The sequence below is a fragment of the Mesorhizobium sp. M1227 genome, from assembly GCF_040318315.1.
Lineage (GTDB): Bacteria > Pseudomonadota > Alphaproteobacteria > Rhizobiales > Rhizobiaceae > Mesorhizobium.
The window spans coordinates 224,797-245,388 of the sequence record NZ_JAMYLZ010000002.1; the positions used below are offsets into that span (position 1 = coordinate 224,797).

At 62.5% G+C, this 20,592-nt stretch carries 21 protein-coding genes; 10 read left to right on the forward strand and 11 right to left on the reverse strand.

Translation table 11 applies throughout. The annotated features are described in order from the left end of the window. Positions 1–135: 135 nt before the first annotated feature. Positions 136–2,385, forward strand: coding sequence for a GumC family protein (locus NKH28_RS04360; RefSeq protein WP_352977930.1), 2,250 nt, complete (start codon positions 136–138; stop codon positions 2,383–2,385). A gap of 23 nt (positions 2,386–2,408) precedes the next feature. Here NKH28_RS04360 and NKH28_RS04365 read toward each other — a convergent pair whose 3' ends face one another. Beyond that, positions 2,409–3,638 carry a GNAT family N-acetyltransferase gene (locus tag NKH28_RS04365; protein WP_352977932.1) on the reverse strand — a complete coding sequence of 410 codons (1,230 nt, stop codon included), beginning with the start codon at positions 3,636–3,638 and terminating at the stop codon, positions 2,409–2,411. Positions 3,639–3,728: 90 nt separating this feature from the next. Between NKH28_RS04365 and NKH28_RS04370 the strand changes: the two genes are divergently transcribed. Beyond that, complete coding sequence (locus NKH28_RS04370) at positions 3,729–4,787, forward strand: polysaccharide deacetylase family protein (RefSeq protein WP_352977934.1); 1,059 nt, start codon at positions 3,729–3,731, stop codon at positions 4,785–4,787. Here NKH28_RS04370 and NKH28_RS04375 read toward each other — a convergent pair. Beyond that, complete coding sequence (locus NKH28_RS04375; protein WP_023674629.1) at positions 4,784–5,011, reverse strand: DUF2842 domain-containing protein; 228 nt, start codon at positions 5,009–5,011, stop codon at positions 4,784–4,786. The genes NKH28_RS04370 and NKH28_RS04375 overlap by 4 nt on opposite strands. Before the next feature lie 151 nt (positions 5,012–5,162). On the opposite strand from NKH28_RS04375, the gene NKH28_RS04380 reads away from it, so the two are divergent. Next, entirely contained in the window at positions 5,163–6,257 is a 1,095-nt protein-coding gene (locus tag NKH28_RS04380; RefSeq protein WP_352745893.1) for a COX15/CtaA family protein, read from the forward strand. Here NKH28_RS04380 and NKH28_RS04385 read toward each other — a convergent pair. The 3 genes from NKH28_RS04385 to speB are packed head-to-tail and all read right to left on the reverse strand — an operon-like array spanning position 6,247 to position 9,050. After that, entirely contained in the window at positions 6,247–7,086 is an 840-nt protein-coding gene (locus tag NKH28_RS04385) for an aminoglycoside phosphotransferase family protein (protein WP_352977936.1), read from the reverse strand. The genes NKH28_RS04380 and NKH28_RS04385 overlap by 11 nt on opposite strands. Continuing rightward, positions 7,087–8,013, reverse strand: a complete 927-nt coding sequence (gene argC / locus NKH28_RS04390) for an N-acetyl-gamma-glutamyl-phosphate reductase (protein ID WP_352501535.1) — start codon at positions 8,011–8,013, stop codon at positions 7,087–7,089. A 29-nt stretch (positions 8,014–8,042) separates the two neighbouring features. After that, complete coding sequence (gene speB / locus NKH28_RS04395) at positions 8,043–9,050, reverse strand: agmatinase (protein WP_352471982.1); 1,008 nt, start codon at positions 9,048–9,050, stop codon at positions 8,043–8,045. A gap of 304 nt (positions 9,051–9,354) precedes the next feature. Between speB and NKH28_RS04400 the strand changes: the two genes are divergently transcribed. Beyond that, complete coding sequence (locus tag NKH28_RS04400; RefSeq protein ID WP_352745892.1) at positions 9,355–10,413, forward strand: glycerophosphodiester phosphodiesterase family protein; 1,059 nt, start codon at positions 9,355–9,357, stop codon at positions 10,411–10,413. A gap of 354 nt (positions 10,414–10,767) precedes the next feature. On the opposite strand, the gene NKH28_RS04405 is transcribed toward NKH28_RS04400, so the two are convergent. Then, on the reverse strand, positions 10,768–11,646 hold the full coding sequence (locus NKH28_RS04405) for an aldo/keto reductase family oxidoreductase (protein ID WP_352977938.1): 879 nt from the start codon (positions 11,644–11,646) through the stop codon (positions 10,768–10,770). Positions 11,647–11,740: 94 nt separating this feature from the next. Here NKH28_RS04405 and NKH28_RS04410 point away from each other — a divergent pair, with 94 nt between their 5' ends. Next, positions 11,741–12,649, forward strand: a complete 909-nt coding sequence (locus NKH28_RS04410; RefSeq protein ID WP_352449334.1) for a LysR family transcriptional regulator — start codon at positions 11,741–11,743, stop codon at positions 12,647–12,649. An 87-nt stretch (positions 12,650–12,736) separates the two neighbouring features. Here NKH28_RS04410 and NKH28_RS04415 read toward each other — a convergent pair whose 3' ends face one another. The 4 genes from NKH28_RS04415 to NKH28_RS04430 form a co-directional block, all read right to left on the reverse strand. Continuing rightward, positions 12,737–13,267, reverse strand: a complete 531-nt coding sequence (locus NKH28_RS04415; RefSeq protein ID WP_352977940.1) for a hypothetical protein — start codon at positions 13,265–13,267, stop codon at positions 12,737–12,739. 224 nt (positions 13,268–13,491) lie between these two features. After that, positions 13,492–13,974, reverse strand: a complete 483-nt coding sequence (gene rpsI / locus NKH28_RS04420) for a 30S ribosomal protein S9 (protein ID WP_023674644.1) — start codon at positions 13,972–13,974, stop codon at positions 13,492–13,494. Position 13,975: 1 nt separating this feature from the next. Next, complete coding sequence (gene rplM, locus NKH28_RS04425; protein ID WP_023674645.1) at positions 13,976–14,440, reverse strand: 50S ribosomal protein L13; 465 nt, start codon at positions 14,438–14,440, stop codon at positions 13,976–13,978. Positions 14,441–14,654: 214 nt separating this feature from the next. Next, a complete protein-coding gene (locus NKH28_RS04430; protein WP_352542427.1) occupies positions 14,655–15,119 on the reverse strand; it encodes a PaaI family thioesterase in 465 nt (154 codons plus the stop codon). A 156-nt stretch (positions 15,120–15,275) separates the two neighbouring features. Between NKH28_RS04430 and NKH28_RS04435 the strand changes: the two genes are divergently transcribed. The 5 genes from NKH28_RS04435 to NKH28_RS04455 all read left to right on the forward strand — a co-directional run bounded on the left by NKH28_RS04435 (position 15,276) and on the right by NKH28_RS04455 (position 18,937). Next, positions 15,276–16,097, forward strand: a complete 822-nt coding sequence (locus tag NKH28_RS04435; RefSeq protein WP_352978101.1) for an enoyl-CoA hydratase — start codon at positions 15,276–15,278, stop codon at positions 16,095–16,097. Positions 16,098–16,106: 9 nt separating this feature from the next. Continuing rightward, positions 16,107–16,529 (forward strand): VOC family protein, encoded by a 423-nt coding sequence (locus NKH28_RS04440; RefSeq protein WP_352977942.1) that lies wholly within the window; start codon positions 16,107–16,109, stop codon positions 16,527–16,529. 76 nt (positions 16,530–16,605) lie between these two features. Then, the gene (locus NKH28_RS04445; protein WP_352977944.1) at positions 16,606–17,127 is read left to right on the forward strand and encodes a CoA-binding protein; all 522 of its coding nucleotides are present in this window, start codon (positions 16,606–16,608) and stop codon (positions 17,125–17,127) included. Positions 17,128–17,300: 173 nt separating this feature from the next. Further along, positions 17,301–18,581 carry an O-acetylhomoserine aminocarboxypropyltransferase gene (locus NKH28_RS04450; RefSeq protein WP_023674650.1) on the forward strand — a complete coding sequence of 427 codons (1,281 nt, stop codon included), beginning with the start codon at positions 17,301–17,303 and terminating at the stop codon, positions 18,579–18,581. A gap of 5 nt (positions 18,582–18,586) precedes the next feature. Then, positions 18,587–18,937 carry a cupin domain-containing protein gene (locus NKH28_RS04455; RefSeq protein ID WP_352542614.1) on the forward strand — a complete coding sequence of 117 codons (351 nt, stop codon included), beginning with the start codon at positions 18,587–18,589 and terminating at the stop codon, positions 18,935–18,937. Between the two features lie 106 nt (positions 18,938–19,043). On the opposite strand, the gene NKH28_RS04460 is transcribed toward NKH28_RS04455, so the two are convergent. Beyond that, positions 19,044–20,501, reverse strand: coding sequence for an LVIVD repeat-containing protein (locus NKH28_RS04460; protein ID WP_352977946.1), 1,458 nt, complete (start codon positions 20,499–20,501; stop codon positions 19,044–19,046). Positions 20,502–20,592: the final 91 nt, after the last annotated feature.

Below are 20,592 nucleotides of genomic sequence, written 5' to 3' on the forward strand. Positions count from 1 at the left end.
GACGAATGCAGATGGTTTTCAGCCTCTTGTTTGCGGCTTGTTAATAGAGCCTGACAGGTTCTTACCGCGATATTAACGGCTGAGTTACCATAGTTGTTTACGGTGCATGCTGACTCAGTACCGGAGCAGGGATGCATGTCCGTTCAATCCGCGGCCGCAGATGTCGACGTCGATCTCAGGCAGCTTTTCGCCGGCCTGGCGCGAAACTGGCTGCGCATCCTTGTCGTCGCACTGGTTGTAACCGGTCTGGCCTTTGCGCTCGCCTGGCTTGCAACGCCCGAATACAAGGCGGCAGCCAAGCTGGAGATCGGGCCTCGAGAATCGGAGTTCACGCGGCCAGCCGGGGCCAACGGCAACGAGCGGTCGATTCCCGACGAAGAGGCTGTGGCCACCGAGGTCCAGATCATCTCGTCCCCCGACATCCTCAAGCAGGTGGCGGCGAAGCTCAACCTGGCGAAATTGCCCGAATTCGACGAGGCGCTGAAGATGTCGGCGCTGAGCCGCGCCCTTGTCCTTGTTGGCTTGAAAAGCGATCCGTTCGAGATTCCGCTGGAAGAGCGCGTGCTGGACGCAATGCATGAGAAGCTCAACGTCTATGGCGTTGAAAAAACCCGCGCGATCGCAATCGAGTTCTCGTCAGAGGATCCAAAGCTTGCCGCCGCGATCCCGAACGCCATTGCAAACGCCTATATCGCCTCCAAGGGCAATGCCAAGCTCGAATCGAATTCCGCCGCCACCGACTTTCTGGCGCCGGAAATCGCGGATCTGCAGAACCGGGTGAAGGAGGCGGAAGCCAAGGTTGCCGCATTCCGTGCGCAGTCCGATCTTTTGATGGGCGGCAACAATTCGGTGCTTGCCACCCAGCAGCTGTCCGAATTGTCGAGCGAACTGTCACGCGTGCGCGCCAATCGCGCTTCGGCGGAAGCGACCGCTGACAGCGTGCGCAGGGCGTTGCGCAATGGCGGCTCGCTGGATGCCGTTCCGGAGGTGTTGTCTTCCGAACTGATCCAGCGCCTGCGCGAGCGGCAAGTCGAACTCAAGAACAACATCGCCGACCTTTCCACCACCTTGCTCGACAACCATCCGCGCATCCGCGCGCTGAAGTCGCAGCTCGCGGATCTCGACCGCCAGATCCGCAACGAAGCGGAAAAGATCATGAAAGGTCTGATGGCGCAGGCCGAGACGGCGAAGGCGCGAGAGGCTCAACTCGTGGCAGACGTCAACACGCTGAAGGCGGCGTCCGCCCGCGCCGGCGAAGAGCAGGTGGAACTCGATGCGCTGCAGCGTGATGCCGCGACCAAGCGTCAGCAGCTCGATCTCTATTCATCCAGCTATCTCCAGGCGGCCGCACGCAAGGATCGCAACTATCTGCCCGTCGACGCTCGCGTATTTTCGGAGGCCCAGGTGCCGGCCGAACCTTATTTCCCCAAGATTGGTCCGATTGTCAGTGCGGCCTTTGTCGGCTCGTTGCTCATCATGGCGATCGTCACGCTGCTGCAGGAACTGTTTTCCGGCCGCGCCATGCGTCCGGCCGCCGGTGCCCATTTCGAGCGCATCGAGCAGGTTGCGATGCCGGCTGTCCAGGCCGAACGCGTGATGGCCGAGCCCGACCCGTCGGTTGGCCGGTCCGAACCGGCAGTCGTTGAGATCGATGAGGCCGACGACGACAATATCATTGAAAGCAAAGTGGAGCCGGAACCCGTCGCGGTGGCGGAAGCGGCTGCCGAGAAAATCGAACCGGAGTACTCTGAAATGGCCGCTGGAGACATTGAACCGGCACGTTCTATCCTCGGCGAGGTCGACATCGACAAGGCTGCGGAAAAACTGATCGCCACCGGTGCCGCCCGCGCCATATTCGTCTCGCCGGAAGGCGACGAGGCGGCTGCCTCGGCAGTGCTGGTGGCGCGCGCAGTCTCCGACGCCGGGCTACGCGTGCTGCTGCTTGATCTCACCGCTTCGGGTGCTGCCTCGCGGCCGATGCTGGACAGCGGGCTGTTTCCGGGCATCACCGATCTGCTCGCCTCGCAAGCGCAGTTCAGCGATGTGATCCACCCCGATCTCTATTCGGACTGCCACGTGATTCCCGTCGGCACAGCCGATCCGGTCCGCGCCATGCGCGCCGCCGACCGGCTGCCGATCATCATGCAGTCGCTGACCACCGCCTATGATTTGGTCGTGGTCGAATGCGGACCGGCTGACGCGCAAGGCATCAGCCGCCTGGTGGGCGAGGGGACCGAGGTTTTGCTCTCCATGCTTGAGCCGGACGACGAGGTGACGCAGGCCGCGGTCGCGCTCATCGAGAGTGGCTATCCCGACCTGACGCTGGTCACGCCCATCGGCCATGTGGCGCCGGGCCCAATGCCGGGACGGCGCTCGGCCGCCTGAGGCAGTTTTCTCTCAAATCGAAATCAGCTGTCGTCTTCGCCTGCGGCCGGTGCTGTCCGCCCCACGGCTTTGCGGCGCAGCAGCTTGGTCAGCTTCCAGACCATTGGGCTGTGCTTGATGAATGCCTTCAGGCTTGCGCCCTGCCTGAGCGCAAGCGCCAGCGCACGACCTTTCAGCGTCAGCGGAACCAGCACCTCGAAATGCTGCGTTTCGACATCGCACCACAATCGCTTGTAGGGTTCGTCGCCGACCGAGAAATCATAGATTTCGAAACCCGCCTCGCAGGCTTCCTGGATGTTCTCGAAGAACAGGAAGTCGCCCGGGCTGGTGTGTGCGAGGTCGTCCTCGGCAATCGCCCCGAATTCGCAGATCAGCCGCTTGCCCGAGCGGCTCGACCCGGTGACGGCACGAAGTTTGCCGGCGACTTCCAGCCCATGCAGGACGAAGGACGGATCTTCCTCTTGAAGCGCGTCGGCAAACAGCGAGCGGAAAAAAGCGCGCACCTCCGCCTCACCGAAAACATTGGCGATGCCCATCTTGCGGAAGCGGAATTCCTTCATCTCGAAAAAGGCATCGAGCAGCATGTGCACCTCGTCCGCAGTTCTCGCCTCGATGCGACGATAGCTGCCAACGGCCTCGAACTTGCGCGCCTGCGAGCGATGCTTCTTGCGCCTGCGCTTGCCGCTCACGCGGGTGAGCAGCGCGTCAAATCCTCCCACAAGACCGGCGGCCAGCGACAGATTGGGGCTCGAAAAATGCGGCAAGGCGGAGAGCGGGTTGGCAACGCCGTCGAGATCGGGCAGCAACCGCTCCAGCGCAACAAGATCGATGTCGCGCCGCGCCTTGGCAATCGCAGCCAGCATCGAGCGGATCGCCGCGCTATCGGCATTCGCCAGCCATTGCGGGTCGGCGGCGGCAAAATTGCCGTTTGCATGGCGGCCGCCCATGAACCGGGCGACGCGGAACGCTCCACTGCGAGTGACCTCCAGCGCCAGTGAGAAAACCGGCCTGTCCTCGGCGCGCAGCGTCGCAACGACAACGTCGGCGCCGGTATGTGCGGCCCAGTTCAGGATCCAGCCGGCGCTTTGCGCAGGGGCAAAAAGCGCCGAATGGCAGAATTCTGCGTACGCCGCCAACGCCGCACTATCGGCGACCGAGGTTGACAGGCCGGCTTTGCCGGCCGGCAAGGCACACGGCGACGCCTCGCTGCTTGCCAGCCGATTGCCGTCAAATGACGCGGTGGCGTCAACCATACCTCAATCCTTAGGGCGTATTCGTCGCGATTGGGGGTCCCGCGCAGGCGCATTCCATGCTTGATGAGCTTAGGCGCGAAAGGTGAATGAATGATCGACGGGGGCGAGGCAATCCGCAAACTGGCGCTCAATATCGCCCGCTATTCCGGTCTCGCGCCGCTGGCCAAGCCGTTTATCGGCGGCCTTGGCGCCATCCTGATGCTGCATCGGGTTACCGCGACGCCGGAAAAGCCGAATGGCGTCAACCGCCACTTGAACATCGCGCCCGGGTTTCTCGACACCGTGATCGCCGACATGAAGGCGAACGGCTACAGTTTCGTCACGCTTGACGAGGCGATCGAGCGCATCAAGGCTGGCGACAAGGACGGCCAGTTTGCGACAATCACCGCCGACGACGCCTATCGAGACAACATGACCGAGGCGCTGCCGGTGCTGGAGAAACACGGCGCGCCGATCACCATCTACGTCGCGCCGGGGCTGATCGACGGCGCTGCCGATTTGTGGTGGGACGTGGTCGAGGACATCGTCAATGCGCGCGATCGCCTGACGCTGACGACGCCGGATGGCCCGGTGACAATCGACTGCTCGAGTCCGGGAAAAAAGGTCCAGGCCAATGCGCGCCTGCACGCTCATCTGACGCTGAAGGTGCGCGAGCAGGACCAGCGTGCGGTGTTGCGGGATCTGGCGCGCTCGAACGGCATCGAGTTGGGTGGTCCGCGCCCGAGCACGCTGATGAACTGGGACGAGATCCGCACCATGGCCGGGCACCCGCTGGTGACGATCGGCGCACATAGCGTCAATCACTGCAATCTGAGGCGGCTTTCCGAGAGCGATGCGCGACATGAGATCGGCGACGTCAAGCGCATATTGCAGGCCAAACTCGGCGAGGAGCCGCGCCATTTCGCCTATCCCTACGGTTATGCCAGTGCCGTCGGCCGCCGCGAAGTAGGCCTAGTCCGCGATGCCGGCTACGCCTCGGCGGTGACGACCCGCCACGGCATACTCCGCGCCGAGCATGCCGGCTTCCTGCACGCCCTGCCGCGCATTTCGGTCAATGGCCGCTACCAGAGCGTCGCCCACATCCGAACAATGTTGTCGGGCGTGACGACGCCGCTGGCCAATGCCGGCAAGACGGTGGTGACGATCTAACTGTTGCCTCGCCCCTTCGGCCGCGGCTCCAGGATCAGCCATTTGATGATGCCCATCGCCGGCAGCACCCACAAAAGCCCGCTGAGCAGGAAGAAGATGAAGTGCGCCAGCGGCCCGGACTGCGACAATTGGGCGACCGCCACAATCGAGGCGACCAGCGCATAGACTATGACCAGCACTACCAGCAGGAAGCTTCCGATCAGCTTTTTCAGGCGAATGGGCATGGCGCGATCTCGTTGATCGCTATCGCTTAGGCCGAACAGCCAATATGCGCAACCCGCCAGAAACGGCGCGACGGCGTGCCGCGCTGTCCGGTCTTGCAAGCCGGGTTGCGATGGTTCACCAATCCGCGACTTCAACCGCCGGGACAAATCCATGGCTGCTGCCATATCCGATGCCGCGCCTTTCGCCGCCCGCGATCGCGACCTTCGCAACCGCGCGCTGGTACGCGGTTGGCTCTATGTCGTGCTCCTGGTGCTGTTTGCGCTGGTACTGGTCGGCGGCGCTACAAGGCTCACCAATTCCGGCCTGTCGATCACCGAATGGCAGCCGATACACGGCGTCATCCCGCCGCTCAATGATGCCGAGTGGCAGGAGGAGTTCCTGCGCTACCAGCAGACCCCGCAATATGCCGAACTCAACAACGGCATGAGCATCGAGGCGTTCAAGTCGATCTTCTGGTGGGAATGGGTGCACCGCATCCTGGCGCGTAGTGTCGGCGTGGTCTTCGCCCTGCCGCTGCTGCTCTTCTGGGCGACGCGCCGCATCGAGCGGGGCCTCGGCACGAAGTTGTCGGGCATCCTCCTTCTCGGCGCCCTGCAGGGCGCGATAGGCTGGTGGATGGTGGCGTCCGGGTTGGTTGACCGGGTTTCGGTCAGCCAATACCGGCTGGCGACGCATCTGACGCTGGCGGCGCTGATCTTCACGGCGACCATGGTGGTCGCGCGTGGGCTGGCGCCGCACTCGGAACCTGCTGCCGACCGCTCGACGCAACGTCTGGCCGGCTTCCTGGTGCTGCTGGCGCTGGTCCAGATCTATCTCGGCGGGCTGGTCGCAGGGCTAGACGCCGGCTTGAGCTACAACACCTGGCCGCTGATGGACGGCAAGCTGGTTCCCGGCGACCTGCTGCTGCTGGAGCCGGCATGGCGCAATTTCTTCGAAAACCCGAAGACGGTGCAATTCGTCCACCGGGTCGGCGCCTACACGATCTTCGCGGTCGCGCTCTGGCACATGATTGCGACACGCCAGCGCCTGCCGGGCACGACGCATGCCCGACGCGCGACGCTGCTGTTCCTGATTGTCGTGGTGCAGGCGTCGATCGGCATCGGCACGCTATTGATGCAGGTGCCTCTGCACATGGCCCTGACGCATCAGGCATTCGCGCTGTTTCTGCTGGGCTTCGCCGCCGCGCATTGGCGCGGTACCAAGGGCGCTTACCCGCTGCCCCACGAGATCGCTCTCAGAGGCTGAGCCGCACCCGCCGGATTGCCGCGGCAATCGCCAGTTCGCGGTTTTCGTCGACCGCATTGCGATCTTCATGGTGCCATGCAGCCGACAGGCAGCCATAGGCGATGGCGTGGTCCAGTATCGCGGGCGGCGACTGGCCGAGCGTTGCTGCAAAGACATGCGCCATATGCGCGATCCGCCGCGGATCGAGGCAAAGATCGTCTCGGTCGAGTGGGTTGTAGAACACATTGGCGGCATCGAAGCCGGGGTCGCCGAGAACGCCCTTTGGATCGATCGCCAGCCAGCCGCGCGGACCGTGCATGATGTTGTCGTGATGCAGGTCGCCATGCAGCGGCCGCACGTCGTGCGGATTGGACAACAGCCGTTCCGCGATTTCGGCAGCTTCGACATACAGGCTCTTTTCGCCGGCGGCGCGATCGGCCTTCGCCTTTTTGAACAGGCTGGAAAACCGGATCCGCAACGGCTGAAGGTCCGGCGGGGCAGGGTGCTTCGACGGCGAGAACAGCTTGGCCATTACCTCCGCCGCGATCGCGGTGGCGGCATTGTCGCCCTGATCCGCAATCATCTGTGACAGCGAGGTTTCGCCGGCATACTCGAGCAGCATCCGGTGGCCATCGCGACCCAGCAGCCGCACCGCGCCTTCGCCGCGTCGCCAGGCGAGGAAATGCTCGCCGCGCAACTCGTCCTCGACATCGTCGAAAGGCTTTAGATCCTTGACGATTGCCGGTGAGCCGTCTTCGCGATCAACCTTCCAGATGCGGCTGCTGAACGTTTCGGCGATGAGTTCGGGCGCGCCGACCTTCCAGCGCTTCGGAAATGCTGGCGCATCCATTCAGAGGCCGAGCATCAGATCCATGTTCTGCACGGCAGCGCCCGAGGCGCCCTTGCCGAGATTGTCGTAGACGGCAAGCAGCAGCGCCTGCGCCCTGTTATCATTGGCAAAGACATAGAGCTTCATCCGATTGGTGCCGTTGTAGATCTCCGGATCGATGTCGGGCATGCGTTCCTGATGCAGATACGGCGCCACCTCGACCACGCCGCCATCGATGGAAGCGAAATGATCGGCGATCGCCGCGTGAAGCTCGGCGCCGGTCGGCACATGGTCGAGGCCGCCGAGTTGCAGCGGCACCACCGTGATCATGCCTTGCGCGAAATTGCCGACTGCCGGCTGCATGATCGGATCGTGCGAAAGCCTGGCATAGGTCCTGAGTTCCGGCACGTGCTTGTGCTGCAGCGTCAGTCCGTAGGGCAGGAATTCCGGCGCATCCTCGCCCTTGGCGACATAATCCTCGATCATAGGCCGGCCGCCGCCGGAATAGCCGGAAATGCCGTTGACGGTGACCGGAAAATCGGCCGGCAGCAGCCCCGCCGCAACCAGCGGCCGCAGCGTCGCGATTGGTCCTTGCGGCCAGCAGCCAGGATTGGCGACGCGCTTCGCCGAAGCGATCTTCTTCGCCTGGTCCTTGTCCATTTCGGCGAAACCATATTCCCACCCATCGGCGACACGATGCGCCGTCGAGGCGTCGATCACTTTGGTGGTGTCATTGGCGATCAGCGAAACGCTTTCCTTGGCGGCCGCGTCCGGTAGGCAGAGAATCGCGACATCGGCGGCATTGAGGAACTCGGCGCGCGCTGCCGTTTCCTTGCGGCGCTCGGTCGGGATGGAGATGATTTCCAGGTCGCCGCGCTCGGCAAGCAGCGCCCTTATCTGCAGACCGGTGGTGCCGTGCTCGCCGTCGATGAAGATTTTCGGTTTCATTGCGTGCCAAAATTCCTGTTATCTCAAAGCTATATGCCGCTCGCCTGATTCAATCCGGCAACGCTGTGATTGCCTTGGTTCATTTCCTCGAGCCGGGCCTTTCGTTCCGCCAGCAGCCCGAGATAGTGCATGGCCACCATCGAGCCGGCAATCGCCGTTATATCGGCGTGATCATAGGCTGGCGCAACCTCGACGACGTCGGCGCCGACGATATCGAGCTGGTTGATCTGGCGCAGCACCGACAGGATCTTTGCCGAAGACGGGCCTCCCGCGACCGGCGTTCCGGTGCCGGGCGCAAAAGCCGGGTCCAGGCAATCGATGTCGAAAGTGACATAGGTCTTCTTGCCGCCCGTACGGTCGACGATGGCATAGGCGATGTCGGACGCACGCATTTCCTCCACTTCATGGCCGTACAGGATCTTGATACCGAACGTGTCGGGCGCATGGGTGCGGATGCCGATCTGGATCGACCGGTCGGGGTCGATGATGCCCTCCTTGACTGCACGGCCGACGAAGGAGCCGTGATCGATGCGCTTGCCGTCGTCGGGCCAGGTGTCCTGGTGTGCGTCGAACTGCACCAGAGCCAGCGGGCCATGGATGGCGGCATGCGCCTTGAGCAGCGGCCAGGTGACGAAGTGATCGCCACCGAGTGACAGCAGAAAGGCGCCGGATTTCAGGATCTTGGCCGCTTCGCGTTCGATCGTGGCAGGCGTCTTCTGGTGATTGCCGCTGTCGAGCAGGCAGTCGCCATAATCGACCACGGCAAGCTGTTCGAACAGATCGCGCGAAAACGGATATTGCGGGTCGTTGTCGAGGATGGCCGAGGCGCGGCGGATTGCCTGCGGTCCGAAACGGGCGCCCGGCCGATTGGTGACCGCAGCGTCGAAGGGAATGCCCCACACCACCGCATCGGCGTCCTTCACGTCCTTCGAATATTTGCGCCGCATGAACGACAGGGCGCCGGCATAGGTCGGCTCGAACGACGCACCCGTCCTGGAGCGGGTGGTGAAGGCATGATCGATGGTCCTTGGCGGCATGAAGCGATCTCCTGTGCGTCGACGCGCACCCTTATTGGACATAATTCTCAGAATTGCGACCCCTGCGGAGGATCATGGCCATTCGATCCGGTCACAAATCCTTGCTCGCCAGGCGAACCCGGCAGGCTCGCCAGGAGATTGCCTGGCAAGCAACCGAAAGTAGCCGCCGAAGACTGCTTCGGCCGGCGCTGACCTGATTTTCCGGCATTTTGCAAGCCGGCTTCGTTCACCTGCCTGTCACGGGCATCGCTTAACCGGGGTGCGATCCCGGTACGGAGCGATTCTCGTGCGAACGACCTGTCTCATGCGAACGATTTGGCTGAGCCTTCTACTTTCCGCGGCGCTGGCGCTCTCCCTTGGCCAGGCATCGGCAGGCGAAACGCGCGCCAGGCAGATTCTCGACCGCTTCGAGCACGCCAACCAATGGCGCGACCATGTGATAGTGGCCGCGCACCGCGCCGGCGGCATGCAATCCGGCAAGACGCTCTATCCCGAAAATTCGATCGCCGCCGCCGAGGCGTCGATCGCAATGGGCGCCGAAATCGTCGAGGTCGATATAAGGCGCTCGAAGGACGGACAGTTCGTCGTCATGCATGACAGTTGGCTCGACCGCACGACGAATTGCAAGGGTGAGGTGGTCAACCGCACGATGGCCGAACTCAAGACGTGCCGTTTGGTGATCGAAGGCACCGGCGCCGTTACGGGCGAGACGGTCTCGACGTTGCGCGAGATGTTGATGACGACCAGGGACAGGATCCTCATCAATCTCGACAACAAGCTCGACACCGAAAGCCTCGTCGGCATGGTCGCGGTTGCGCGCGACCTCGGCATGGCCGAACAGGTGATCGTCAAGGAGAACCTGTGGAATGCGGAGCGGATTGCCAGTGTCAAGGCCGCCATGGACGCGATCGGCAGCGGCTTCCAGTTCATGCCGATTATCGCCGATGACGCGGTTCGCGACGCCATGTTTGCCGAGAAAGTGGGCCGGGCCTTCCCGATGCGCGCGGTCGAGATGATCAACTGGCGCATGGGATCAGAGACACTGACCGAGACCGGCGGCCCGCTGTTCAGCCCGCGCATGCGCGCGCTGGCGGTGAGGGGCGACTGGCACATCTGGGCCGACACCTATGCCATCGTCAACAAGCCGGGAGGCTTCCTCGCCGGCGGTCGCGGCGACGAGCTGGCGGTTGCGGCCAGCCTGCCGCGCGAGACTTATGGCTTCTGGGTCGAGCGCGGCGCCACCATCATCCAGACCGACGAACCGAAGGCCGCCATCAGTTGGCTGGCGGCGAACGGTTTTCGCGTGCCCTATGCCGGTGAGAAGCGCCCGGCCGAGCCGGCCAACACGGCCAGCATCAACTAGACCGGCGCGGCGAGAATTGGATCTCCCTCTTGTGGGAATGATGCCCGGCAGGGCAGAAGGGCGCTGTCCCGCCGACCCCAGGCCGGCAGCGCCAAACTTTCGAAGGAACCCAGAAACAGAAAACCCGCCTCTGTGGGCGGGTCGTTGGAGCCAATTAGCACCATACCCAGATTAGTAGCATAGCTGCCGGCACAAAGCAAGAACAAAATGTGGCGTAGTCGCAGAAAAATGCGACGATCCTTCAGCGTCTCGGCTGTCCCGCCTGCAAGGTCGCGCGCCTTCGCTGTCCTGCCGGCAATCTCCCCCGCAAGGGAACCCACTTGGGGAGATTGGCTCATCACTGCCTTCGGTAATCTACCCGCAGGCCGCCATTGCCACACCATCCAGCTCCTTGATGACATCGTCCGACAGTTCGAGATCGGCAGCGGCGAGGTTCTCCCTGAGATGCGCGACGGAAGACGTGCCGGGAATCAGAAGAATGTTGGGCGCGCGGCGAAGCAGCCAGACGAGCGCGACCTGCATGGGCGTGGCGCCGAGGCGTGCGGCGACCTTGGACAAGGTCGACGACTGCAACGGGTTGAAGCCGCCAAGCGGGAAGAACGGCACATAGGCGGTGCCGTCGCGGGCGAGATCGTTGATCAAGGCATCATCGCCCCGATGCGCCAGATTGTACTGGTTCTGCACGCAGACGATCCTGCACATCCTGCGGCCTTCGGCGATCTGCGCAGCGGTGACGTTGCTCAGCCCGATGTGGCGCACGAGGCCCTGTCGCTGGAGCTCGGCAAGCGTCTTAAGCGGCGCCTCGATCGACCCTTCGGCGGGGCCATGCGCGTCGAACATGACCCGAAGGTTGACCACCTCCAGCACGTCGAGTCCGAGATTGTGCAGATTGTCGTGCACCGCCTGTGTCAGCTCTTCTGCCGAGAAGGCCGGTAGCCATGAGCCATCCGTGCCGCGTCGGGCACCGATCTTGGTGACAATAACGAGGTCGTCGGGATAGGGTGCGAGCGCTTCGCGGATCAACAGGTTGGTCACGTGCGGGCCATAGAAGTCGCTGGTGTCGATGTGGTTGACGCCTTGTGCAACGGCTTCGCGCAGTACGGCCAATGCCGCGTCGTGGTCCTTTGGTGGGCCGAAGACGCCTGGCCCTGCGAGCTGCATGGCGCCGTAGCCGAGCCGTCTCACTGGGCGGTCGCCGAGGATGAATGTGCCGGACTGGTCGACGCTGGACATGGTCTTTCTCCTTCAGGAACGGTGCACAGATAGACGCTGTCCGATCTCATGATAATTGGGTACAATTCGCACGGGCTGTGCGGAACGACGAACAATGCAGATTGATCTCGGGGACCTGAACGCCTTCGTGGCCGTAGCGCGCGCCAAAGGTTTTCGGGATGCGGCACGCGCCAGCGGCGGCAGTGCGTCCGGCTTGAGCGAGGCGGTGCGGCGGCTGGAGACGCAGCTCGGTGTCAGGCTGCTCAACCGGACGACCCGCAGCGTTGTCCTGACGGAAGCCGGCGAAGGCCTGCTGGCGCGGCTCGGTCCTGCCTTGACCGAGGTGGAGTCGGCCCTCGACGTAGTGAACGGCTTTCGCGACAGGCCGGCAGGTACGTTGCGCCTCAATGTGCCGGTCAGCGCGGCGCGGCTGGTGCTGCCCAGCATCGTTCCGCCTTTTCTCGCCGCCTATCCAGGCATCCGGTTGGAGGTGATCTCGGAGGAGAGCTTCGTCGATGTGCTGGCGGCGGGGTGCGACGCCGGCATTCGCTATGAGGAGCGGCTGGAGCAGGACATGATCGCTGTGCCGATCGGACCGCGCGTGCAGCGCTTCGCCACCGCCGCCAGCCCGGCCTACCTGGATCGTCATGGCCGGCCGCAACACCCGAGCGACCTGCTCGGCCATGCCTGCCTGCGCGGCCGCTTTGCCAGCCGTGCGATGCCGCCGTGGGAATTCGAGCGCGACGGCGAGGTGGTGCGGGTCGACCCGACGGGGCCGCTTCTCGTGACCCTGGGCGGGGCGACTGACCTCAAAGTCGATGCAGCCATCGCCGGCACCGGCATCATCAGCCTGTTCGAGGATTGGCTACGCCCTCACTTCGAGAGCGGGGCGCTCGAACCGCTGCTCGAACCCTGGTGGCAGAGCTTCTCCGGGCCGTTCCTTTACTATCCCGGCCGGCGCCTCGTGCCGGCACCGTTGCGGGCGTTCATTGACTTCATCAAGGCGTCCGCCGGCCAGCCCTGACACCCGGGAGAGCCGCGCCCGAAAATAAGCGCGGCTCGCTTCCCTCAGGTGACCCGCCACTACGCTTCGCGGCAGCTCTTGCTTGATCTATTTGACTGGAATCATCAGGTGCGCGTAGGGCGTGTCGGGGAACATGACGTATGGCTGTGTGGGGTTCGGCTCGTGGGGATACAAGGCCATCATGTCTGGTGCGTTCATGACCATCACGTGCGGACCATCATGCAGCCATTCGGCTCCCTCCGGCGGCTTGGTTGCAAAGGGGTCGGTATTGCTGGCCGCATCGCCTCCTTTTAGCATGTAGGCGAAAGCAACTTTCCCTGCAGGCGGCTCCTTCTTGGACATGATCGCGTGCATCCACGCCATCCCGTTCTCATCCGTGCACATTGGGTCGTCGGCGGGAGTGCTCGGGTCGTCCGGGATGCAAGTGAAACCGTTGGTGCCCTTCCTCAACGTTTTCATCTCCCAATTCACGACGGCGGCGTTTTTGCCGACAGCCGCCGGTGCTGCTGTAATCGCATTCTCGATCAGCTGCTCGTCGCTTTTGTCGGCCGCAGGCGCGGCGAATGCCCAAGTGGCGGCGACAGCTACCAGAAACGCACTGCTGGAATGGATGCGCATTGCCTCCTCCTTCGCGAGCGTCGGGTTACCGGCGCGTCGCAACGTGCACAGCTCCCCCTCTGTGGAGTTGGCTGCTGCCCTGGGATCTGGAACGCGCCTGTAATTAAGATACTACTAATATTACGTTGGGTCACCTGAAGATGCGGGATTGCTATGTCGACAAAGAAAAGGGGGCTGCGAATACGCAGCCCCTCTGAAAAAATCGATAGAAAACCGGTCTCTGTTTAACGCTTCGAGAACTGGAAGGAGCGGCGGGCCTTCGCCTTGCCGTACTTCTTGCGCTCGACGACGCGGCTGTCGCGGGTCAGGAAGCCGCCCTTCTTGAGCACGGCGCGCAGCGCCGGCTCGTAATAGGTCAGCGCCTTGGAGATGCCGTGGCGCACGGCACCCGCCTGGCCGGAAAGGCCGCCGCCGATGACGGTGGCAACGATGTCGTACTGGCCGGCGCGGTTGGCGGCGATAATCGGCTGGTTGAGGATCATCTGCAGCACCGGACGCGCGAAATATTCGGCGAACACCTTGTCGTTTACGACGATCTTGCCGGAGCCGGGCTTCACCCAGACGCGGGCGATGGCGTTCTTGCGCTTGCCGGTGGCGTAGGCGCGGCCCGACTTATCGAGTTTCTGGACGTGGACGGGTGCGGCCGGCTGGGTGTTGGTATTGCCGGTGGCAGCTCCGAGTTCTGCGAGCGAGGAAAGCTCAGCCATCTTACGAAACCTTCTTGTTCTTGGCGTTCAGCTTGGCCACGTCGAGGACGACGGGCTGCTGGGCGACATGCGGATGTTCCGTGCCTGCATAGACGCGGAGGTTCTTCATCTGGCGACGGCCGAGCGGGCCACGCGGGATCATGCGTTCGACGGCCTTCTCGACGACACGCTCGGGGAAACGACCCTCGAGCAGCTGGCGCGCGGTGCGCTCCTTGACGCCGCCGGGGTGGCCGGTGTGCCAGTAATAGACCTTGTCGGTGAACTTCTTGCCGGTGAACACCACCTTGTCGGCATTGATGACGATGACATTGTCGCCGTCGTCGACGTGCGGGGTGAAGGTGGGCTTGTGTTTGCCGCGAAGATGATTGGCGATGACAGTGGCGAGACGGCCGACGACGAGACCCTCGGCGTCGATCAGCACCCACTTCTTCACCACATCCGCAGGCTTCTGCGAAAAGGTTGCCATGGCTTGTTGCTTTCGGTTCGGACCTTCAAAAGAAGGCGTTTCTTGTTGCTTGGATTGGCGAAAGGCGCTTGCCCGCCGCCAATAACAAAACGGCGGCCTTTGCGGGCCGCTGTTCCGTGAGGGCTTATAGGAGAGGACGGCGACTGCGTCAAGGCGCGTGAAATGTCGGCGAGCTATCAAAATCCAGCAAAAACAATGCCTTGGATGAAAGGTATTATTTTACCACACCGTCAATCCGCTTTGGCGGGATCGAATAGGTGCCCGTTGCGTGCGCTACCGTGTGTCCCTCCGGGCCGGCGACGATGTCGATATCGAACACCATCAGGCTCTTGCCGAGCTTGAGGATGCGGCAATGGCCGTCGATCGGCCCGGCCTCGGCCTTGCGGACGAAATTGATGTTGAGACTGGTGGTGACCGAAAGCGCATCCGGTCCGGCATGCGAGAGCACGCAGACATAGCCGCCTATGTCGGCCAGCGTGAACAGCGCCGAACCCGACACGGTGCCGCCGGGACGCAAATGGCGCTCGTCGGCGTTGAGCCGCACGACACAGCCGCCTGGAAACACCTCCAACGCCTCGTAGAAGGTGAACTGGTCGTTGAGCTGCGGGAAAATGGTCGCCATCAGCGCGTTGATTTCGGCAGCCGCCAGCACCGGCTTGAGATTGCTGTGGGCGGGCATTTCAGTCTCCCGGTTTGCGCCCTGCATGTATGAACACGACGTGGCGTTTCTGGCAACACCCCATTCATTATGGCAGAAGCGGACGAGGGAGTTGGACGAAGCGAGGCGGCATACTAGATTAGTCCATCATCGATCCGGAATCGCAGAGGAATGATCATGGCCGAAATCGTCGCCATCAAGCCTGCCGTTGCCGAAGGGCCGGTCGTCTCCAGGCTGGACAACGGTGTGCTGCGCCTGATGCTCGCCAATCCGCCGGCCAACGCTCTTTCGCTTGCAATGATGGCGGCGCTGACGGCGGAACTCGACCGCGCCAAGGCCGACAAATCCGTCCGCGTCATCGTGCTCGGGGCGGCCGGCAAAGTGTTCTGCGCCGGACACGACCTCAAGGAGTTGAGCGCGCACCGCGCCGATGCCGATCGCGGCAGGGGCTTCTTCGAAAAGACGTTTTCCGCCTGCGCTTCACTGATGCAGGCGATCGTTCGCCATCCTAAGCCGGTGATCGCCGAAGTCGACGGCCTGGCGACGGCGGCCGGATTGCAGCTGGTTGCCAGCTGCGATCTCGCCATCGCCTCGCACGAGGCGACCTTCTGCACGCCTGGCGTCAATATCGGACTGTTCTGCTCGACGCCGATGGTGGCGCTGTCGCGCAACGTCTCGCGCAAGCACGCCATGGAGATGCTTTTGACCGGCGAGACGATCGATGCGGCAACCGCCAAGGAATTCGGCTTGGTCAACCGCGTCGTGCCGCGCGAATATCTGAATCAGATTGTCACCAAATACGCGCAAACCATTGCGTCCAAATCCTCCCTGGTCGTCAAGATCGGCAAGGAAGCCTTCTACGAACAGGCAGAAATGGGGCTGGCCGAGGCCTATGATTACACCGGGCGCGTGATGGTCGAGAACATGCTGGCGCGCGATGCGGAAGAGGGCATTGGCGCCTTCATCGGCAAGCGCAAGCCGGAATGGCCGGAGGAGTAGGAGGCGGATATGGAACCGCGCATCTCCATCATCACCATCGCCACCGACGATCTCGACCGTGCGACGCGCTTCTATGAGGCGATGGGCCTGACCCGCCATGCCGGGATCACCGACGGCGTTGCCTTCTTCCAGATGGGCGGCGCCATTCTTGGCTTGTTTCCGCGCCCAAGCGCCGAAGAGGATTCGGGCGTCAGCTTCTCGAAGGCGCCGTCGGCCGTCTACCTCGCCTACAACACCCGCTCTGACGCCGAGGTCGACGAAGTGCTTGCGGCGGCTGAGAAGGCTGGCGGCAAGATCGTCAAGCCGGCCGGGCGCGCCTTCTGGGGCGGCTGGTACGGCTATTTCGCCGATGCCGACGGGCATGTCTGGGAAGTCGCGCACAATCCGGCTTTTCCGATCGCGGAAGACGGATCGATTTCGCTGCCGGCCTGACGACGTTCTCCCTGGCCCATTGCAAGCCACTTGCTCGGCTGTTGGCACCTCACTCTAAAGCGCTGTATGACGAGGCATGAACCACGACGCCTACGACAACGCCTATATCGCCGGCATCCTCAATTCGGTGAAGACCATCGCCATGGTTGGCGCATCGGCCAATGACGTGCGGCCGAGCTATTTCGTGCTGAAATATCTGCTCGGCAAAGGGTTTTCGGTGTTCCCGATCAATCCCGGCCAGGCCGGCAAGGAAATCCTCGGGCGGATGGCCTATGCCAGGCTGGCCGATGTTCCAGAGCCAATCGACATGGTCGACGTCTTTCGCGGCTCCGCTGCCGTGCCGGGCATCGTGGACGAGGTGTTGCGGCTCGATCCGCTGCCGAAAGTCATCTGGATGCAGCTTGGCATACGCCATGACGAGGCGGCGACGCGCGCAGAGGCTGTCGGCATCAAGGTGGTGATGAACCGTTGCCCCAAGATCGAATATGGCAAGCTGTCCGGCGAGATCGGCTGGACCGGCGTCAATTCCGGCGTCTTGTCCTCGAAGAAGCCGCTGATGCGCCCGGGATTCCAGAGTTTCGGCGTTCGCCAGAAGTAGGTAGTGAATAGAGAATGGTGAATAGAAAGATTTTTCTGGACGGCGGGCAAGGCGGCATATGAGCCGCTTGCAATCAGGGTGGGGCTGGCCGACTTTGCCATTCACCATTCACCATTCACCATTCACCATTCACCATTCACCATTCACCATTCACCATTGAGGGAGGTTTTTCGATGGCCCGCACGCCCGGTTTCAATACGCTCGCCGTCCATGCCGGCGCCAAGCCGGATCCGGCGACGGGCGCACGCGCGACGCCGATCTACCAGACCACCTCCTTCGTCTTCGACGATGCCGACCATGCCGCCTCGCTGTTCGGGCTGAAGGCGTTCGGCAACATCTATACCCGCATCATGAACCCGACGCAGGCGGTGCTGGAAGAGCGCATCGCGGCACTCGAAGGCGGCACGGCAGGCCTTGCGGTCGCCTCCGGCCATGCCGCGCAGGTGCTGGTCTTCCACAATCTAATGCAGCCCGGCGACAATTTCGTTTCAGCGACAAAGCTTTACGGCGGCTCGATCAACCAATTCGGCCACGCCTTCAAGAATTTCGGTTGGCAGGTGCGCTGGGCCGACACCAATGACATCTCGACCTTCGAGAGCCAGATCGACGACAGGACCAAGGCAATCTTCATCGAGAGCCTAGCCAATCCCGGCGGCGTCTTCGTCGACATCGAGAAGATCGGCGACATCGCCCGCAAGCACGGCCTGCCGCTGATCGTCGACAACACGCTGGCCTCGCCCTATCTGCTGCGGCCGATCGAGCATGGCGCCGACATCGTCGTGCATTCGCTGACCAAGTTCATCGGCGGTCACGGCAATTCGATCGGCGGCGCCATTGTCGACGGCGGCACGTTCGATTGGTCGAAGTCGGGCAAGTATCCGATGCTGTCGGAGCCGCGCCCCGAATATGGCGGCCTCGTCCTGCACGAGACCTTCGGCAATTTCGCCTTCGCCATCGCTGCTCGCGTGCTCGGCCTGCGCGACATCGGCGCGGCGATTTCGCCGTTCAACGCATTCCTTATCCTGACCGGTCTGGAAACCTTGCCGCTCAGGATGCAGCGCCACTGCGACAATGCGGCGGCGGTCGCCGGATGGCTTTCCAACCATCCCAAGGTCGCCTGGGTTTCCTATCCCGGCCTGCCCAGCGACAAGAACAACGCGTTGCAGAAGAAGTACTCGCCGCTTGGCGCCGGCGCGGTGTTCACCTTCGGGCTGAAGGGCGGCTATGCGGCGGGCATCAAGTTCGTCGAGGCGCTCGAACTGTTCTCGCATCTGGCCAATGTCGGCGACACCAAGTCGCTGGTCATCCACCCGGCATCGACCACGCATCGCCAGCTTTCCGACGAGCAGAAGATCAACGCCGGGGCAGGGCCTGACACGGTCAGGCTTTCGGTCGGCATCGAGGACGTCAACGACATCGTCGCCGATCTGGAACAGGCTCTCGCCAAGGTTTGATCGCCATGACCACGCCGAAATTTCTTTCCGTCGGCGTCGACACCGTCGAACCGGAACTTGGCGCACCAGCGCCGGATCGCCTGATTTCGGGCGATCCGAAATTCCGCACCTGGAATGTCGAGGAACAGGACGGCGGCCTCTATGCCGGCATCTGGGAAGCAACGCCGGGCAAATGGCGCATCGAATATGACGAATGGGAGTTCTGCCACATCCTGTCAGGGGTTTCGGTGATCGCCGAAGACGGCGGCGACGCGCGCACCGTCAGGGCAGGCGACAGTTTCGTGCTGAGGCCGGGCTTTAGAGGAAGCTGGGAAGTGCTTGAAACGACGCGCAAGGAGTATGTAATCAAGCTTTGATCTCGCATCGCGCCGGATTTTACAAAAGCGATCGATTTCCGTGTCGGGAAATCCGTATCGGCTGATCATGTCGCGGTGCCATGAAACGTCAGGGTGAATGTGACCGTCACGTTCGATCCGTTTCCGGCCGCGGGCCGGTGTAGCGGAGAATCCAGAGCCCCTGGTTCTTGTCAGTTATGTAAATGAAGCCGCGCCGGTCCACGACCACGTCCTCGGTCTGAACAACCAGCTTGTCTTCCGGCATAGGGCCGTAGCGTCGGACTGGCTCCGGCGGGATGAAGTAGCCGACCTCGCGCGGAAGCCGAGTATTCGAGACGTCATAGACCCTGAGCCCGGCGTTGAAGTGCGCGATATAGAACAGATCGCCTTGTTTCTGGACATCGGGATGATGCTGGTGGTGGTTGATGTTGTGCGGTCCGCGCCAGCCGCCACGAGTTGTGAAATCCGAATAGGGAGCGCCTTCGGGTGGCACTGGTTCGGGCAACAGCGACAGCAGAAAGGGTTCACTGGAATCGGAAATATCGACGATCGAAGCGTGATGCATCGGACCAAGTCCATAGGTGACGTTCTCCGAATTGGCGAAGGCAATGCCGCGCTCTGGAATCGGCAGCACGCTATGCACACCGAAGCGCGAGTGAAACGGAGGGCTGAAGCTCAGGCCGCCGACCTGCCTCGGCTGGGAGACATCGCTAATATCGAGCACAACGATTCCCGCCGCACCATAAGGCAAATAGACAAGATCGCCAGTGACATAAGGCGGGCCGTGCAGCGAGACATCCTCGCCCGTGCTGGCGCAGAAGGCGCCGCACATGCATTGCGGCTTCAGTCGCAACCGGTAGCGATCGGCGGTCTCCTGGTCGGCGGCGGACTTCGCAGCCGCAAAGCTCTCGCCGCCGGCCTCGTGCTGGCCCGGCACCCACCAGCGTCCGGCTTCGCGCGGATTCGAGCGATCCGAAATATCGAGGATGACGTAGATGTTGCCCCTGTAACCCGGCATGCCGGCGGCAAGGTGGACATAACGTCCACCGGGATAGAGGTTGCGATGCGTGCCGTTTCCGCCGGTGCGGTAGTGACTGAGTTGTTTCGGATTGATGGGGTCCGCGATATCCCAGATCAGAACGCCTTCGCCGAACGGTGCGTCGGGGTCACCGCCGAAATTAGCAAAGGGCTTTTCGAGGGCGGTCACCATCGTGTCGCCGGACAAATCTATTTGTAGAGTCCAAGTATTCGTGCCGAGATAGGGCACGAACTTGACCGTCTCGGGCTTGGCCGGGTCGGTCACGTCCACGATGCTCCAGCCGGAGTGCCAGAAGTGCCCAGTGTAGAGATACCAACGTTCGCCAACCTGCCTGATCGCCATTTTGAAGGCTGGGCGATGATCGAGATCGGTATAGCCCACTGCTTCGACATTGTGGGCGAAAGCGCCAGGGGGCGCTGGCGACGAAGCTGGAACGGGCTGGGCAAGGGCCTCGCAGACAAGACCGGATTGAGATGTCGCGGCGACCGTCGCGCCGATGAGCGGCACTTTCAGCATCTGGCGGCGTGAAATCTCGGATTTTTTCAAAGCGCGTCTCCCGGATTTTGCAGCTTTCCGGATTTTGCAGATTCCGATACTTTCCGTCCAATATCGTTTGAGGCATGGGTAATTCTATTTG